Annotated in this window: 17 protein-coding genes; 5 read left to right on the plus strand and 12 right to left on the minus strand. The window is 68.3% G+C overall.

What is annotated here, in order from left to right:
* Positions 1-24: 24 nt before the first annotated feature.
* On the minus strand, positions 25-678 hold the full coding sequence (locus QOC69_RS14515; protein ID WP_526440640.1) for a PaaI family thioesterase: 654 nt from the start codon (positions 676-678) through the stop codon (positions 25-27).
* A complete protein-coding gene (locus QOC69_RS14520) occupies positions 675-1970 on the minus strand; it encodes an adenylosuccinate synthase (protein ID WP_526440642.1) in 1296 nt (431 codons plus the stop codon). Before QOC69_RS14520 ends, QOC69_RS14515 begins: the two co-directional genes overlap by 4 nt.
* A gap of 93 nt (positions 1971-2063) precedes the next feature.
* On the opposite strand from QOC69_RS14520, the gene QOC69_RS14525 reads away from it, so the two are divergent.
* Genes QOC69_RS14525 through QOC69_RS14535 form a run of 3 tightly spaced genes read left to right on the plus strand, consistent with a single transcriptional unit; the run spans position 2064 to position 4412 of the window.
* Entirely contained in the window at positions 2064-2669 is a 606-nt protein-coding gene (locus QOC69_RS14525; RefSeq protein ID WP_526440644.1) for a peptidase M50, read from the plus strand.
* A gap of 15 nt (positions 2670-2684) precedes the next feature.
* On the plus strand, positions 2685-3476 hold the full coding sequence (locus tag QOC69_RS14530) for a site-2 protease family protein (RefSeq protein WP_526440646.1): 792 nt from the start codon (positions 2685-2687) through the stop codon (positions 3474-3476).
* A 42-nt stretch (positions 3477-3518) separates the two neighbouring features.
* Positions 3519-4412: a cation diffusion facilitator family transporter gene (locus QOC69_RS14535; RefSeq protein ID WP_526440648.1), complete on the plus strand. Its 894-nt coding sequence runs from the start codon at positions 3519-3521 to the stop codon at positions 4410-4412.
* 27 nt (positions 4413-4439) lie between these two features.
* On the opposite strand, the gene QOC69_RS14540 is transcribed toward QOC69_RS14535, so the two are convergent.
* Together QOC69_RS14540 and QOC69_RS14545 are read right to left on the minus strand one after the other, a co-directional pair.
* A complete protein-coding gene (locus tag QOC69_RS14540; RefSeq protein ID WP_526440650.1) occupies positions 4440-5549 on the minus strand; it encodes a hypothetical protein in 1110 nt (369 codons plus the stop codon).
* A gap of 29 nt (positions 5550-5578) precedes the next feature.
* A complete protein-coding gene (locus QOC69_RS14545) occupies positions 5579-5995 on the minus strand; it encodes a DUF3151 family protein (RefSeq protein WP_526440652.1) in 417 nt (138 codons plus the stop codon).
* A 104-nt stretch (positions 5996-6099) separates the two neighbouring features.
* On the opposite strand from QOC69_RS14545, the gene QOC69_RS14550 reads away from it, so the two are divergent.
* A complete protein-coding gene (locus QOC69_RS14550; protein WP_526440654.1) occupies positions 6100-6882 on the plus strand; it encodes an Rv0361 family membrane protein in 783 nt (260 codons plus the stop codon).
* Between the two features lie 57 nt (positions 6883-6939).
* Here the strand turns inward: QOC69_RS14550 and fbaA are convergent, their stop codons facing one another.
* Positions 6940-7977 carry a class II fructose-bisphosphate aldolase gene (fbaA, locus tag QOC69_RS14555; protein WP_526440656.1) on the minus strand — a complete coding sequence of 346 codons (1038 nt, stop codon included), beginning with the start codon at positions 7975-7977 and terminating at the stop codon, positions 6940-6942.
* Between the two features lie 408 nt (positions 7978-8385).
* Between fbaA and QOC69_RS14560 the strand changes: the two genes are divergently transcribed.
* Positions 8386-9081: a VTT domain-containing protein gene (locus QOC69_RS14560; protein ID WP_526440658.1), complete on the plus strand. Its 696-nt coding sequence runs from the start codon at positions 8386-8388 to the stop codon at positions 9079-9081.
* Here QOC69_RS14560 and nhaA read toward each other — a convergent pair.
* The 7 genes from nhaA to QOC69_RS14595 form a co-directional block, all read right to left on the minus strand.
* Entirely contained in the window at positions 9078-10937 is a 1860-nt protein-coding gene (nhaA, locus tag QOC69_RS14565) for a Na+/H+ antiporter NhaA (protein WP_526440660.1), read from the minus strand. The two genes, QOC69_RS14560 and nhaA, sit on opposite strands and share 4 nt — an antisense overlap.
* Positions 10934-12922 (minus strand): acetoacetate--CoA ligase, encoded by a 1989-nt coding sequence (locus QOC69_RS14570; protein ID WP_526440662.1) that lies wholly within the window; start codon positions 12920-12922, stop codon positions 10934-10936. The genes nhaA and QOC69_RS14570 overlap by 4 nt, the downstream gene beginning before the upstream one ends.
* Positions 12919-14061, minus strand: a complete 1143-nt coding sequence (locus QOC69_RS14575; RefSeq protein ID WP_526440664.1) for a glycoside hydrolase family 76 protein — start codon at positions 14059-14061, stop codon at positions 12919-12921. Before QOC69_RS14575 ends, QOC69_RS14570 begins: the two co-directional genes overlap by 4 nt.
* 15 nt (positions 14062-14076) lie before the next feature.
* A complete protein-coding gene (locus tag QOC69_RS14580; RefSeq protein WP_526440666.1) occupies positions 14077-14751 on the minus strand; it encodes a TrmH family RNA methyltransferase in 675 nt (224 codons plus the stop codon).
* Positions 14744-15646 carry a hypothetical protein gene (locus QOC69_RS14585; RefSeq protein ID WP_526440668.1) on the minus strand — a complete coding sequence of 301 codons (903 nt, stop codon included), beginning with the start codon at positions 15644-15646 and terminating at the stop codon, positions 14744-14746. Before QOC69_RS14585 ends, QOC69_RS14580 begins: the two co-directional genes overlap by 8 nt.
* 18 nt (positions 15647-15664) lie before the next feature.
* Positions 15665-16441, minus strand: coding sequence for an SDR family NAD(P)-dependent oxidoreductase (locus QOC69_RS14590; RefSeq protein WP_526440670.1), 777 nt, complete (start codon positions 16439-16441; stop codon positions 15665-15667).
* Positions 16442-16476: 35 nt separating this feature from the next.
* Positions 16477-16725: TtfA family protein (locus QOC69_RS14595; RefSeq protein ID WP_526440672.1), on the minus strand; the 249-nt coding region annotated here is incomplete at its 5' end.

Raw genomic sequence — 16725 nt, forward strand, 5'->3', positions numbered from 1 at the left:
GGGACGGTGGCGTTGAGATTGCGCTCACGGTTGGCCGGGCAGCAGCCGGATCATCAACCCGTTGGCTTCGGCAAGCAGTGCGTCGTCGGGGTCGCGCAGTTCGGCGTTGACGAACGCCTTGCGGCCCTCGGTCGCGCGGATCCAGCCGCGCGCCGTCAACTGAGTGTCGACCGGCGTCACCTTGCGGTAGTCGACGTGCAGGAACCCGGTGCGGCTGATCGGTCGACCGGCGGCGTGGATCACCATCCCGAACACGGAGTCGAACAGCAGGGGCAGCACCCCACCGTGCACGGCGGAGTTGCCGCCGACGTGAAAGCGGCTGAATCGCACGTTCAACTCGACCCCGTCGGGCTCGAACGCGGCCACCTCGTACGGCGGCATCAGTAGGCTGCCCGCGCCAGGCAGGTCGGGTACGCGGTTGGCGGGGCCGACGCCCTCAGGCGCTTGGAACGGCTCGAGCAGCGCGACCAATTCCTCGACCCGCGCGGCGGCATCCACCCAGGTGTCGCTGTCCGGGTTGGCCGACACCGCGAGGTCCTGCAGCCGCCGCATCGACGACAGGAACGGTCCGAACCCCGGTCCTGGTTCCGCCGCCTCGAAGAGCGGAAACCCGCCATGCCGGTCGTACTCGGGATCAGTAGTCGTCTGCTCTTCGCGCAGGCGCTCATCGCCACTCACCGCGGCACCAGGATGTCGCGGCGCACGATGGTCTGGTCGCGGCCGGGCCCGACGCCGATGCATGAAACATGGGCGCCGGCAAGCTCTTCCAGGCGGAGCACGTAGTCGCGGGCCTTGGCGGGCAGATCGTCGAACTGCCGGGCGGCGGAGATGTCCTCCCACCAGCCGGGCAGCTCCTCGTAGATCGGCTCGGCGCGCGCGATGTCGCTCTGCGTCATCGGCATCTCGTTGGTGCGCTTGCCGTCGACGGTGTAGCCGACGCACACCGGCACCGTCTCCAGGCTGGACAGCACGTCGAGCTTGGTCAGGAAGTAGTCGGTGATCCCGTTGACTCGCGTGGCGTACCGCGCGATGACGGCGTCGAACCAGCCGCAGCGCCGCGCGCGCCCCGTCGTCACGCCGACCTCGCCACCCGTCTTGGACAGGTAGGCGCCGAACTCGTCGAACAGCTCGGTGGGGAACGGGCCCGAGCCGACGCGGGTGGTGTACGCCTTCAGGATGCCCAGCACCGTGGTGATGCGGGTGGGGCCGATGCCGGAGCCGACGGCAGCGCCGCCCGCCGTCGGATTCGAGGACGTCACATAGGGATACGTGCCGTGGTCGACGTCGAGCAGCGTGCCCTGCGAGCCCTCCAGCAACACCGTCTCACCGTTCTCCAGCGCGGTGTTGAGCAGGTAGCGGGCGTCGGCGATGCGGTGCTTGAAGCCTTCGGCCTGTGCGAGCAGTGTCTCGACCACCTCGTCCGGGTCGAGCGCCTTGCGGTTGTAGATCTTGACCAGCACCTGGTTCTTGAATTCCAGTGCGGCATCGATCTTCTGGGCCAGCAGGTCGGGGGCGAGGACGTCGGCGGCGCGGATGCCGAGCCGCGCGACCTTGTCCTGGTAGCACGGCCCGATGCCGCGGCCGGTGGTGCCGATCTTCTTGCTGCCCATGTAGCGCTCGGTGACCTTGTCGATCGCCACGTGGTACGGCATCAACAGGTGCGCGTCGGCGGAGATCAGCAGTCGCGAGGTGTCGACACCGCGTTCCTCGAGGCCCGCCAGCTCGCTCAGCAGGACACCAGGATCGACGACGACGCCGTTGCCGATGACGTTGGTGACACCTGGCGTCAGGATGCCCGACGGAATCAGGTGCAGCGCGAAGTTGTCACCCGAGGGCAGCACGACGGTATGACCGGCGTTGTTGCCGCCCTGGTATCGCACGACCCACTGCACGCGCCCACCGAGTAGGTCGGTGGCCTTTCCCTTGCCCTCGTCGCCCCATTGGGCGCCGATGAGGACGATTGCCGGCATGGCATACTCTCCCGCTCAAGTGCGTCAAGACTGTGGTGCAGCCGGTGAGCTACCCTATCCGACCTGATCCCTGGCTGTTTGCGAGGAGCTGAGTTGAGCGCAGATGTCGTCGTGCTGCGCTTCGGTGGACGGCGGGTACCGCGCGCCTTGGTGGGTCTGCCCGTGCACGACGTCGGCGCACCCACCGACGTCGACCCCCTCGCAGGCGCGAGCCGAATGATCGTGGTTGGAGGCCTCGCGGACCTCGGCGTCGTGCTCACCCGGCTGCTGCGCGCCGACCGGCTGGACGTCGAGGTCGGCCTCGTCAGCCGGCCGTGGCACGCCCGTCGCGCACGCACTGCCGGGGCCAGGCGTGTGCCGCTGATCCGCGACGAGACGGGCACCGTCCTCACAGGAACCGCCTACTGGTTGCCGCCCGACGAAGCCGCGCGGACCATCGCCGGTGAGGGCGTCGTCGACGACACCCTGCTGTTCGACGGGGAGGTGACGGGGGTGCGCATCGAGCCGACGGCCGGCCTGCCTGGGCTGCGCGCCAGCGTGTTGACGGGCCGGATGCGGCCGCGCCGGTGGGTCACAGGGCGCGCCGTCCAACTCGGTACGACGGGCGCGCTGGTGGTGCGCGACGGCGTTGCGGCGCCGCGCCCGGTCCGTCGATCCACCTTCTACCGCCACACGCAGGGCTGGCTGGCCGTCCGGTAACGGTAGTTTCGTGAAGTGAGTATCCGTCCGCTGCGCCAATCGGTGCGACCCAGCCTGATCTTCTGGGCGATCGTCGCGATCACCGCAGTCGGCGGCGTCATCGCATGGCTGTCTCCCGTTTTGACGGGCGGCCGTCCGTCAGCCCTCGCCTACGTCGGGGTCTTCACGTTCGTGGTATTCGGCTGGCTGGTGTCACTGTGCCTGCACGAGTTCGGCCACGCCTTCACCGCATGGCGCTACGGCGATCGTGACGTCGAGGTGCGCGGCTACCTGACGCTGAACCCGTTGAAGTACTCCAATCCCCTGCTCTCGCTGGGGTTGCCGGTGTTGTTCATTGCGCTGGGCGGCATCGGCCTGCCCGGCGGGGCCGTGTACGTCCGCACGTCGTGGATGACGCCTCGGCAGCGGACGACGGTGAGTCTGGCCGGCCCGTTCGCCAACGTGGTGCTCGCGATCCTGCTGCTGGTGCTGACCCGCGTGCTGTGGGACCCCAACCACTTGGTGTTCTGGGCGGGCGTCGCATTCCTGGGCTTCCTTCAGGTCACCGCCGTCATCCTGAACCTGCTGCCCATCCCCGGTCTCGACGGTTACAGCGCGCTGGAGCCCCACCTCAGCCCCGACACCCAGCGCTCACTGCAACCGGTCAAGCAGTGGGGGTTCTTCATCCTGCTGATCCTTCTCATCGCGCCTTCGCTGAACCGATGGTTCTTTTCGATCGTGTTCTGGTTCTTCGACCTGTCCGGCGTGCCCAGCGCCCTGGTGGGCGCCGGTAGCACGTTGACACGCTTCTGGTCCGCCTGGTTCTGACGACCCTTGCAATATATGCGTTCTTTCGCATATATTGCTGGCATGGGTGCAGGTCACGATCACGGGGGCAGTGACACCCGGGTAAGCCGGATGCTCGCCGCAGCGGCGATCCTGACCATCTTCTTCGTCATCGAGTTGACCACCGCGTTGTGGATCGACTCGATCGCGCTGCTGGCCGACGCGGGCCACATGCTGACCGACCTGGTGGCGATGTTCATGGGGCTGACGGCGGTGTTGCTGGCCCGGCACGGACCGGCTTCGGCCGCCAGGACCTACGGCTGGCACCGCGCCGAGGTGTTCACCGCCGTCGCCAACGCCGTGCTGCTGCTTGGCGTCGCCGCGTTCATCCTCTTCGAGGCGGTCGAGCGACTCGGGCATGCACCCGACGTGCCCGGGGTCCCGATGATCGTCGTCGCACTCGCGGGCCTGCTCGCCAACCTCGTCGTCGTACTGCTGCTGCGCTCGCACTCCGAGCAGAGCCTGGCCGTCAAGGGCGCCTACATGGAGGTCGTCGCCGACACGGTGGGCAGCATCGGCGTGCTGATCGCCGGCATCGTCACCGTGACCACGCGCTGGCCCTACGCCGACGTCGTGGTCGCGGTCCTCGTCGCCGTGTGGGTGCTGCCGCGGGCGTTCGCACTGGCCAGGGCCGCGCTGCGCATCCTGTCCGAGTCGTCGCCGAGCCACATCGACGTCGAGGAGTTGCGGTCGGCTCTGGCCGCCGTCGACGGCGTGACGGGCGTGCACGACCTGCACGTGTGGACCCTGGTACCTGGCAAGGACATGGCCACCGCACACGTCATCTGCTGCGGCGATTCGGTCCAGGTGCTGGAGGATGCGCGCGCAGTGCTGGCCGCCCGCGGCCTGGAGCACGCCACCGTCCAAGTGGAACCGCCCGAGGGCGCCGGTGATTGCGAGAAGCAAGCGCACCGGTGACGCGTCCTCGACTGGTCCCTTCGCGAGCTAAGACCGGGTGAACCAGGCGAACCAGTCGCGGCTCGACGGCTTCAGGTAGTGGCCAGGATCCACCTGCTCGCCGGGGTACAGCCGATAGCCCGTGGGTGCTCCCGACGGGCGCGGGTGGAAGTACGCGCCGCTGACCCACGCCGGGTTGATGTCGAGTTCCATGCCGCGGACCACGCCGGCGTCCTGAAGGATCCGGCCCAGGCTGCAGACCGATAGCGCTGGACCGCCGACGTAGATCTCGGCACCTGTGGCGGTGACGCCGAAACCCGACCGCTGGATGTACGCGGACTGCCCGATGGTCTTGCCCCACTCCTTGGCGCCGCCCGTCGCGCACGCGGGATTGACCTCGCCGCCGTCGACGAGCGGAACCAGGTTCTGCCGGACGCTGGCGACGGTCGGATCCATCCGCACTTCACGACCCCAGGCGCCGACGTCGGCGGTGCCGTCTGTGTGCAGCACCAGGCTCGCCTCGCCGTCGCGTAGTGGGGCGACCGTGCGGCCTTCGCTGTAGTAGCCGCCCCGGTCCCGATCGTTGAGCCGGAATCCGCCGTTGAACACCACGGCGACGTCTCGTTGCTCGGAATCGGTGAGGTAGTTCGCTGCCTGCCAGAGGCCACCGGGGTCCGTAGAGCCCGGTCGCAGTTCACCACGGACCAGCGCTGGGTTCATCCGGATCACGCCAGCCACGTACGACGTGTGAACGTCGTCGGGTCGTAGCGCCGCGACCTGAACGGCAGGCAGTCCCCTGACCGTCACCACGGTCCGCCAGACGCCCTCACCCGGCAGCGGCGTGCCGTGCGCCAGCGGTGCGAGCGGCGAGCGCGTGAAGACCGTCGACATCACGGCTGGAGCGACCACGCCATCCGGCGTCGGGATGCCCCCCGGCGGCGTTCCACCCACCTGCGGTGGGTCGTGCTCGTACTGCAGCCGCTCGAGCCACGTGACCTCCGCACCGAGGTGGTGATCGCGGCCCCATTCCGCGAGCTTCGCCTCGGCACTGTCACTGCCAGGAGTGCTGAGTGCCTCCACGGTGACCGCACCCACCACCACCGCGACCACGGCCAGCACCCCAGCCAGCGCGTTCACGCACCGCCGAATCCAACTCACGCGGCGAGGATGCCACGCGCATTTGCGACTTAGCTGAGCCCCAGCTGTGAGCGAGCCGCCGGATCGCAGTCGTCGAGCAGATCCAGGCACCGCTGGAACTCGTCGGTCTCACCGATGGAGTCGGCGGCATGGGCCAGCGCGGCCACACAGCGCAGAAAACCGCGGTTCGGCTCGTGGGCGTAGGGCACCGGGCCGAAGCCCTTCCACCCGTTGCGCCGAAGCTGATCCAGACCGCGGTGGTAGCCGGTCCTGGCGTAGGCATAGGCGGTGACGGCCCTGTCGTCGTTGAGGGCCTCCTCGGCCAGCGCCGCCCACGCCACCGAGGCCGACGGGTGTGCGGCCGCGACGGCGGTCGGGTTCTCACCCGCGTTCAGCGCATCCTCGGCTGCGCTGTCGCCAGGCAACAGCGTCGGATCCGGCCCCAGAAGATCACCCATCCGTGTCATGGGCCTATTGTGCCGTGCGGGTCTCGCACGACCGCCTTCAGGCATGGCCAAGCGTGGATCGATAGGCTCAGCAGAAGTGTGTTTTAGGGAGGACTGAGAGTCAGATGTCGAACCCATCGGGGCCCGACGAGAACCTGCAGCCGGCTTCGGGCGACGAGCTCACGGCCGAACCGCAGACGGAGGCCATCGCGCCCACCGATCCGGCACTGAAGCAGGTTGCGCCGCCGGAGCTACAGGAACGCCGATTCACCGCACCGTCGCCATCGGATGCGGGCTCGACCCAAATCATCGAAACCGGGCCGCCCACCGAGATCCTCTCGGTGTCGGAGGCGCCCGCGGGAATGGCCGCGTCTGGAGCCCCGACCGAACAGTTCGCGCCGCAGCCGAACGCCGTTGCACCGCAACTCATCCCGCCGCGTTCGGACGCACCGGCCGCACCCCGCAAGCGCCGCAGTTGGGGTTGGGTGATCGCCCTGCTGCTGGTGATCGCGGCACTGGTGGCGGTCGCCATCCTCGGCACCGTGCTGCTCGCTCGCGACGATGCGCCGAAGGTCTCGCAGGAGGACCGGGTCCGCACGACGATCCAGAACTTCGACACCGCGATCCAGAAGGGCGACCTCGCCACCCTGCGCAGCATCACGTGCGGCGAGACCGCCGACAGCTACATCAAGTACGACGACACACGGTGGAAGGACATCCACGCCCGCGTCGCGGCGGCCAGGCAGTATCCGGTGGTCGCCAGCATCGATCAGGTGGTGGTCAACGACAACCACGCCGAGGCCAACGTCACGTCGTTCATGGCCTTCGACCCGTCGACGCGGTCGACACGCAGCTTCGATCTGGAGTTCCGCGACGAGCAGTGGAAGATCTGCCAAGCCCCCCAGTAGTCCTTGCGATTTGTGAGCGCAAACAGTCGCACGGCGAACGTTTGCGCTCACGAATCACTAGCCGGCGGTGACTGAGCGGCCCGTGCTGTGCAGGTCGGCGCAGGCCTCGACGACGCGCTCGGACATCGACGCCTCGGCCTTCTTCAGGTAGCTGCGCGGGTCGTAGGCCTTCTTGTTGCCCACCTCGCCGTCGATCTTGAGCACGCCGTCGTAGTTGGTGAACATGTGCCCGGCCAGCGGACGGGTGAACGCGTACTGGGTGTCGGTGTCGACGTTCATCTTCACCACGCCGTACTTCAGCGAGTCCTCGATCTCCGACTTCAGCGAACCCGAGCCGCCGTGGAAGACGAAGTCGAACGGCTTGGAGCCCGCGGGCAGCCCGAGCTTCTTCGACGCGACGGCCTGGCCCTCGGCCAGCACCTCGGGCTTCAGCTTGACGTTGCCCGGCTTGTAGACGCCGTGCACGTTGCCGAACGTCGCGGCCAGCAGATACTTGCCGTGCTCGCCCGCGCCGAGCGCGTCGATGGTCTTCTCGAAGTCGTCGGCCGAGGTGTAGAGCTTCTCGTTGATCTCGGCCTCGACACCGTCCTCCTCGCCACCGACGACGCCGATCTCGACTTCGAGGATGATCTTGGCCTCGGCAGCGAGCTTGAGCAGTTCCTTGCCGATCTCGAGGTTCTCGTCGATCGGCACCGCGGAGCCGTCCCACATGTGCGACTGGAACAGCGGATTGCCGCCCTTGGCGACGCGCTCGGCCGAGATGGCCAGCAGCGGCCGCACGTAGGTGTCCAGCTTGTCCTTCGGGCAGTGGTCGGTGTGCAGGGCCACGGTGACGGGGTACTTGGCGGCGATCACGTGGGCGAACTCGGCGAGTGCGACCGCACCCGTCACCATCTCCTTGATGCCGAGGCCGGAGGCGAATTCCGCTCCACCGGTGGAGAATTGGATGATGCCGTCGCTACCGGCGTCCGCGAAGCCCTTGATGGCGGCGTTGACGCTCTCGGAGCCGATGCAGTTGATGGCGGGGAACGCGAAGGAGTGTTCCTTGGCGCGGCCCAGCATCTCGGCGTAGATCTCGGGCGTGGCGATGGGCATGAGAACTCCTCTTGACGGTCCGGCTCAGGTATCTCGTGCAGTATCTCAATAAGGGGGTCGGCTTGGCAGCTGGACCATCATCCGAGCCCGTTCGCCGCCTGGCCGAGGATCTGATGCCTCGCAGGATCTGCGACTCGGACACGTCGGGGAAACCGCGGATCAGCCCGGGCGTACCCGAGCCGCGATCTGCGTACCAGGCGAGCACCTTGCTGGTCGTCCCCCGATAGATCACGCGATCCGGGGCAAGGGCCTGCATGGCACCTACCGGCGACGTGGACAGCTTTGTGGGTGGCCATTCCCCGACCCTTCGACGGGAAGGCGCGATTAGCCGGGTGCCGTCGGGGCCGGGTGTGCTCTCTACTGGGGGAAGCCGGGCTCGCTCAGCTCGCACCGGTATCTTGAAGCCTCATGACCACCACCACCCTCGCGCTCATGCCGGACTTCCTGGACCCGGTGACGCTCATCGGGTACTTCGGCACCTGGGCGCTGGTGGGGCTGCTGATCGTCGTCTTCGTCGAGTCCGGCGTGCTGTTCCCGGTGCTACCTGGCGACACACTGCTCTTCGTCGCGGGCATGCTGGCCGCGGGAACGGCTGCAAAAGCCGACGCCGTGGACGCCAACTTCCAGCTCTGGCAGCTGCTGGTGTTCATCCCCATCGCCGCCGTCCTCGGCAGCCAAGTCGGTTACTGGATCGGTCGCAGCATCGGCACCTCGATGTTCAAGCCCAACGCGCGGTTCCTCAAGCAGCGCTACCTCGACGAGGCACACGCGTTCTTCGAGGCGCGCGGCCCCTTCGCCATCGTGCTCGCCCGGTTCGTCCCGATCGTGCGCACCTTGGCGCCGATCACGGCGGGCGCCGCGCGGATGAACTACGCCGTGTTCACCCTTTTCAACGTCATCGGTGCCCTCGTCTGGAGCCTCGGCCTGGTCCTGCTCGGGTATTGGCTCGGCCAGTTCGAGATCATCCAGAAACTGATCGAACCGATCTTCATCTTCATCGCGTTGGCCTCGGTGACCCCGATCTTCATCGAGTGGTACAAGAGGCGCCGGAAGGCCAAGAGCAGCGAGGGCGGTGCAGGCGAGCCTGCGGCCGATCAGAGCTAGCCGAGTTCCAGCGCCCGGATCAGACTGGCCGCGTCCCACGGCCCCTGGTGCCGCCTGCCGTTGACGAAGAACGTTGGTGTCGAGTTGAGATCCATCAGCTCGGCGTCCTGCGCGTCGTCAAGCACCCGGTGCATCACCTTCGAGGAACGCAGGTCCTCGTCGAACTTCTTGACGTCGATCCCCACCGCGTCCGCGTACCGGTAGATGTGCTCCCACTCGAGGTAGTCCTGGAACTCGAACATCCGCCGGGACATCTCGAAGAAGCGGCCCTGCAGCGCGGCCGCCTCGCTCGCCCTGGCGGCGTCCATCGCATGCGGGTGGACGCGTTCCAGCGGGAGATGTCGCCACACGTACCGCAATTCGTCGCCGAAATGGGCGCGGACCTCATCGATGGATCCGGTCGCCCTGCTGCAGAACGGGCACTCGAAGTCACCGTACTCGACGAGCGTGAGCCTGCCGTTCGGGTTGCCGCGGATGTGGTCGCGGTCCGGGTCGACCTCGCGAATCAGCTTCGCGCCCACCGCAACCGGCGGACTCAGCCAGTCGGTGATCCGGAACGTCGCCCAACCAAGGACCAGGGCGAGCACGGACGCCGCCAGCACGCCGACGCGGGCCTGGTCCTGCTTGATGGGATCCTCGATGGCGAGATCGATGATGAACAGCGAGATGGTGAACCCGATTCCGGACAGGGCGGCGCCGCCCGCGACGCGCCGCAGCGTCAGGCCCGGTGCGAGCTGCCCCATCCCGGTGGCGCGCACCAGGGCGGTGGCGCCGGTGATGCCGATGAACTTGCCCACCACCAGGCCGGCGATCACACCCCAGGTCAGGGGCGAACGGAGGGCGGCGGTCATCGTGTCGCGGTCGAGATGCACACCCGCGTTGGCCAGGGCGAACAACGGCAGCACGGCGAATGAGACGTACGGGCCGAAGCTGGTCTGCAGCCGTTCGTTGATCGAGATCGATTCGCGCAGAGTGCGGCTGGCGGCGCGGGCGTACTCGGAGTTCGGGGATTGCCGGAAGGCGCGGATCACCTCGACGGCTTCCTCGACGCGCTGGCGCTCCGGGGTGAACACCGGGATGAGCAGTGCCACCGCCACCCCGGCCAGCGTCGGGTGGACACCGCCGAGGAACAGTGCCAGCCACAACGCGAATGCCAGCACCGAGTACGCGGGCCCTCGACCCACGGGGAGCAACCGCGCCGCGGCGATGCCTGCGACGACCACCAGGGCCACCAACAGTGGCAGGTACCGCACCTGGTCGGAGTAGAACAGCGCGATCGCCAACAGCGCCCCGACGTCGTCGACGACGGCGAGGGTGAGCAGGAAGGTCCGCAATCGGGCCGGGTACTTCGGGCCGATGATCGCCAGTGCGCCCACCAAGAAGGCCGTGTCCGTGGAGATCACTACGCCCCAGGCACGCGCATCGTCGCCTGACGGGTTGAACAGCAGGAAGATGATCGCGGGCACGATCAGTCCGGCGAACGCGGCGACGACGGGTACCGCGGCGCGGGGCCGGTCGGTGAGCTCACCGATGGTGAACTGGCTCTTGACCTCCAGGCCGACGATGAAGAAGAAGAACGTCATCAGGCCGTCGTTGACCAGGTGCTTGACCGTCAGCTCGGCGTGGAAGTCGCCGACGCTCAGTCCGACGTGGGTGTTCCAGAAGTCCGAATAGCTCTGCGCCCAGGGCGAATTCGCCCACACGATGGCGGCGACCGTAAAGACCAGCAGCAATGCCGCCGCAGTGTTCTCACCACTGCGGGCGGCCGTCGGATCGCGGCCGAACCTGCTCGGCGTCGACGGAGCCGGCCCAGCGGCTTCATTCGCACTCGTCTGGTCGGCTGCGGGCCCGGTCACGCTCGGGCGTGCTCCGTGAACACTCCGACCAGGTCCGGCCGGTCGACGGCGCTGGGCGTCAGTACATCGGACGGGTTGGCGCCCATCAGGATCCGCTTGATCGGGATCTCCAGCCGTTTGCCGGTCATCGTCCGCGGCAGGCCAGGAACGGCGATGATGTCGTCCGGCACGTGCCGCGGCGATGCCCCGGTCCGGATGGCGCTGACGATCCGAGAGCGCAACGCGTCGTCGAATTCGACGTCGTCGGCCAGCGCCACGAACAACGGCATCCAATAGCCGCCGTCGTTCTGCTCGATGCCGACCACCAGACAGTCGCGCACCTCGGGCAGGCCCTCGACCGCGTTGTAGATCTCCGCGCTGCCCATCCGGACACCCATCCGATTCAGCGTGGCGTCAGAACGGCCATGCACCACAACGGATTTCCGGTCGGTGATGGTGATCCAGTCACCGTGACACCACACGCCGTCGTACTTGTCGAAGTAGGCATTGTGGTACTTGGCGCCGTCGGGGTCGTTCCAGAAGAACACCGGCATCGACGGCATCGGCTTGATGACCACTAGCTCACCTGCCTCCTCGGTGACGGGTCGGCCGCCACCCTGCTCTGTCTCCACCCAGGCCTCGGCGGCGACCCCGAGGGCGATCACGTTCAGCTCGCCCGCCCTGATGGGAACCAGCGGAGACGCGCCGATGAATGCGGTCACCACGTCGGTGCCACCGCTCATCGAGATGACCGGAATGGGCCTGCCCACGCCGTCCTGGATCCAGCGGAATCCCGAGGCAGGCAACGGCGAACCGGTGGAACCGACCGCGCGCAGCGCCTCCAGCGGGTAGTCCTTTCCGGGGTGCAATTCCTCCTTGGCACAGGCCAGCCAGTAGCCTGCGCCCGCGCCGAACACCGTGACGCCGTGCTCGGCGGCCACCTGCCACAGATGGTCGGTGTGTGTGTAGGTGGGGCTGCCGTCGTACAGCACGATCGTCGAGCCGACGAGAAGCCCCGAGACCAGCAGGTTCCACATCATCCAGCTGGTGCTGGACTGCCAGAAGAACCGGTCGGTCGGCTTGAGGTCGAGTTGCAGGCTCAGGTACTTCAGGTGCTCGAGTGCGACGCCGCCGTGGCCGTGCACGATGCCCTTCGGCGTGCCGGTGGTGCCCGACGAGAACAGCACCCACAGCGGGTGCGCGAACGGGACCGGGGTGATCTCGAGTGCCACGTCCCTGGCCAGGACCTGGGACCACGGCGTAGTTGATTCCCCGGTCGCTTCGCTCCTGCCCTCCGCCACGCCGTCCGGCCGCTCGCCGCCAAGGCGGGGCACCAGCACGGTGGCCTTCAACGTGGGCAGCTGACCGCGGATCTCGGCGAGTTCGGCGCTGCGGTCGATCCGCTTGCCGTTGTAAAGAGATCCATCGCTGGCCACCAGCACCTTGGGTTCGAGTTGCGCCAGGCGGGCGACGACGCCGCTGACGGCGAGGTCCTGGTTGCACACGGCCCAGGTGGCGCCGACCGCTGCCGCGCCAAGGAAGGCGACGATGGCCTCGCCGATGTTCGGGATGTAGCCGACCACCCGATCGCCTGGCACGACGCCGAGGCTGCGCAGATAGTCGGCGAACGCGGCCGTCTCCCGAGTCAAGCGGTCCCAGGACCAGTCTGCTGCGCCGTCCTCGCCCGCAACCACCATCGCCGGGCGCTCGGCGGTCGCATGCCGGAAGACCTCGGCGGCGTAGTTCAGGGTTGCGCCCGGAAACCATTGGGCGCCAGGCATGTCCGCGCTCGCGAGCACCGCGTCGGCAGGACTGGTCGCGCGGATGTCGTAGAAGTGCCAGACGGCGTCCCAAAACCACGCCACGTCGGCCACCGACGCCGACCACAACTCCTGGTAGTCGGTGAAGTCACCGCGACCCGTCTCGGCCAGCCACGCGAGGAACCGCGTGAGGTTGGCTTCGTCGATGGTGTCCTGGTCCGGCGTCCAGCCTCCCGGCTCGGTCATTCAGGCTCTTCCTCCTGTGCGGGCGAGTGTTCGGGTTCCGCGTCGTCGCTGAGCGTATGGGCTGCCTCCATCAGCATCCACCCGGACAGCTGCACCGACAGATCACGTTCGGGGATCTCTGATGCGTTGACGGCGCCCGCGACGAATTGGGCGTCCTTGCCGCCGACCTTCGGCAGCTCGGCGTCGCGGTCCCAGAACGCCGCGAACAGTGGCAGTCCGTCGACGGTCTGTCGGAGGTCCCACGCCGATCGCGCCGAGGTCAGCACCAACTCCTTGGCGGTGGCGCGCGCCCCGGTGTCTGCCGGGGTGTCGCCCGGCAGCGTGGTGGCGACGAGGGCGAGGTAGCGCGCCAAGATGCCGTTGAACAGCCCGCCGTCACCGCCGCCTGCGCCCTGGATGACGCCCTCGGGCGCCATGTTGTCGCGCACGGCAGCGACGAGGCGTTGCACGCGCACGGCGTGGTCCGGGTCCTCTGTCCTGGCGGCCAATTCGGTCTCTAGGCCGAGGACCACCCCCTGGCAGTAGGTGTACTGCGCACGGACCAGCGAACCGCCCTTGACCCCGTCGAACACCAGATGGGTCTCCGGGTCGATCAGGGTTTCGTCGATCCAGTCGGCCATCTGCTGGGCACGACGGAGACGATCGTCGTAGCGGGCGAGGAAGATGCCAGCGGGTCCGTTGGCAGGGGCGTTGAAGAACTGGTCCTGCTTGCGCCATGGGATGCCGCCGCCGTCCTCGGGCACCCACGCGTTGACGAACTGGTCGGATAGCTTCTCCAGCGCCTTCGGCCGCTCCACTCCGGCGAGCCGACCGGCCCGCTCCAGCGCGAGCGCCAGCCAGGCCATGTCGTCGTAGTAGTCGTTGACCCAACCGGTGTTTCGCAATCGTTGTGAGCGGACCTGCCGTTCGATCCGCTGCTGCCGGTCGGGCTGGGGGTCGCGCACCTGGGCGTCCACCAGGCAGTCCAGGAGGTGCGCCTGCCACCAGTAATGCCAGGTGCCATACATCAGCTGCTTGCTGGTGGCAGGCCAGGCGACGACGCCGAGCTGGGTTCCTGGCAATTGCCACAGCCGTCGCAGGTGTCGCGTCGCGACGGCGGCCTCGGCGCTGGCCGCGCGGTTGCCCCATACCTGATCCATGTCGATGATCCTGCCCTACCAGGCGGTGTCCAGGTCACCATGTTGCGCGATCCAAGTGTGCATCGCGATGCCCGCGGCGACAGCGGCGTTGATGCTGCGGGTGGAGCCGAACTGGGCGATCGACACGGTCCTGGCGGCGCCCAACCGCGCCTCGTCCGTGATGCCAGGGCCCTCCTGCCCGAAGATCAACAGACAGTCCCGTGGCAGCGCCGTCCGTTCGAGGCGGACCGCCCCGGGCACGTTGTCGACGGCGATCACCTCCAGTCCCGCGTCGGCGGCGAACACCAGCAGCTCGGCGGTGGTGTCGTGGTGGCGCAGTCGTTGGTAGCGGTCGGTGACCATGGCGCCGCGCCGGTTCCATCGGCGGCGCCCGACGATGTGCACGGTGTCGACGGCGAACGCATTCGCGGTCCGGACGACCCCACCGATGTTGGCGTCGTTGCCGAAGTTCTCGATCGCAATGTGGAGCGGGTACCTGCGCTGGTCGATGTCGGCGACGATCGCCTCCCGCGTCCAGTACCGATACGCGTCGACGACGTTGCGGGTGTCCCCGTCGCGGAGCAGTTCCTGGTCGTACCTGGCGTCTTGCGGCGGCGGTCCCACCCACGGGCCGACGCCGGTGGTCGTAGCCCACTCGGTCGGGCCGGGTTCGATGTCGCCGCCGGGGCGGCTCCCGCGTTCCTCAGTCACGCGACGTCCACAGCGCGGCGTGCGTGCCGATCACCGACACCGTCGCGTACAGCAGCGCGGCGTTGATCTCGCCCTGCGCGCACATCGACGCCCGCACCGCGATCGCCTCCAGCGAGGAATCCGGAAGCACCAGCAGCGACGCCCCGTACACCGTGCATGCGTACGACAGCCCCGCGCCAGGCAGCGTCGGCGCCACCACCACCATCAACGGGCCACCGCGCCGTGCCGAGTCCTCGCGGTATCGCGATGCCTGACCGTCGATCTGGAGTCCGAGCAACATGTAGCCGTTGCCGTTGAAGGCGGTCGGGTCGCCGAGCGCGGTGGGATCGAGTTGGGCGCCGTCGCCGCGGAAGGCGTCCACGCTGGTGGTCTGCAGCACCATGCCGGTGTCGTTCTCGTTGGTGGGCAGCAGGCCGACCGGGAACGCCGCGGGGTAGGCAACCGTGGTGCCCGCGATCTTGTCCTGCGGCGAGTAGGCGTACACGCCACGCACCTGGGTCTGATCGCGCAGCGGCCCCAGACACACTGTGCCGGTGAGCTTGTCGGGGTTCGGCGCGGACGCGGGTTGCAGGTTGAGGCTGGTCACTCCCGAGCACCCGCCCAGTACGTTGGACTCGATCGGATGGGCCAGCGCACCGTAGAGACCGAATCGGACGGACTCGGGCTTGGCATGCGGTCCGCCGGGCGTCGACGCGGCGGCGTCGACGTCGACCAGGACGTAGTCGCCGTCGAACCGCAGATTGGACACCGACATGTTCCAGCCGAGCGCCGCCAGCGATTCGCCGAGCGGAGCGGTCTGCGCAGCGTACGGGCCTGCCTCGTCGGTGCTGCTCGAGCAGGCCGCGACGAGAACCGCCGCCAGCAGCCCCGCGACTAGCCCGCGGAGCACGGGCACTCGGGTCCGGGTTCTACCTCAGGTTCGGTCACGGCCCCTGCCGACCACTTTCGTCATGGCGCGCACCAGGTTTCGCGGCACCATGCGACCGCCGGTGGTGAGCACCTTGTACTGCAGGCCCGGCACGATGACGACCTGTCCCTTGGCGACATCGGCCAGACAGCCGCGGACCACGTCGGCCACGTCGAGCCACAGGAACGACGGCGTGCCCGCCATGTCGATGCCCGCGCGCTCGTGGAACTCGGTGCGGATGAAGCCGGGGCACAGCGCGTGCACACCGACTCCTGTGCCGCCGAGCCCGTTCGCCAAGCCCTCGGAGAACGCGACCACCCAGGCCTTCGACGCCGAGTACGTCGACCCGCGTCCTGGCAGTAGTCCCGCCACGCTGGCGACGTTGATGACGGTGCCCGCCCCTGCCGCCAGCATCGGCGGCAGCGCGGCGTGCGTCAGTTGCATCACGGCGGTCACGTTGACGTCGAGTTGGGATTGGAGCGTCTGGAGGTCGGCGGTCCAGAACTCGCCCGAAGTGCCGAATCCCGCGTTGTTGACCAAGATTCGGACGCCGGCGGCGAGCCGGTCGGCCACCTTGGCGCGGTCGGCGGCGACGGCCAGGTCGGCGGGAAGTACCTCCACCGCGGCGCCGGCTTCGTCGTGCAGTTCGGCGGCGAGCCGGTCGAGGCGGTCGACGTCACGGGCCACCAGGACCAGGTCATGACCGTCGATGGCGTAGCGGTGGGCGAATCCCGTGCCCAAGCCGGACGTCGGTCCGGTGATCATTGCGACGGGGCGGGACATGCCGACAGGCTACTCAACGGCCCTGCGGCGTCTGCCTACCGCTGGTAGTGGGGCGACTGACGGCCGTTGCGCACCGGCGGGCGCTGCTGGGTGTAGCGGCCGACGTCGGCGCGGCCGGGCGGCTGGTCGGTCCGGCCCGCGGGCAGCTCGCGCGGTGGGGCCACCGGGCGGCCAGGTGATCCGCCGCGCCGGGCGACGGCCTGGCCGGCAAGGCCGTTCTGGCCGGGCTGCGGGATCGGCGGCAACACGCGCAGCAGGTCGTTGAACTGCCGGACGGTGAGCAG

This window comes from Mycobacterium sp., assembly GCF_032162105.1.
Lineage (GTDB): Bacteria > Actinomycetota > Actinomycetes > Mycobacteriales > Mycobacteriaceae > Mycobacterium.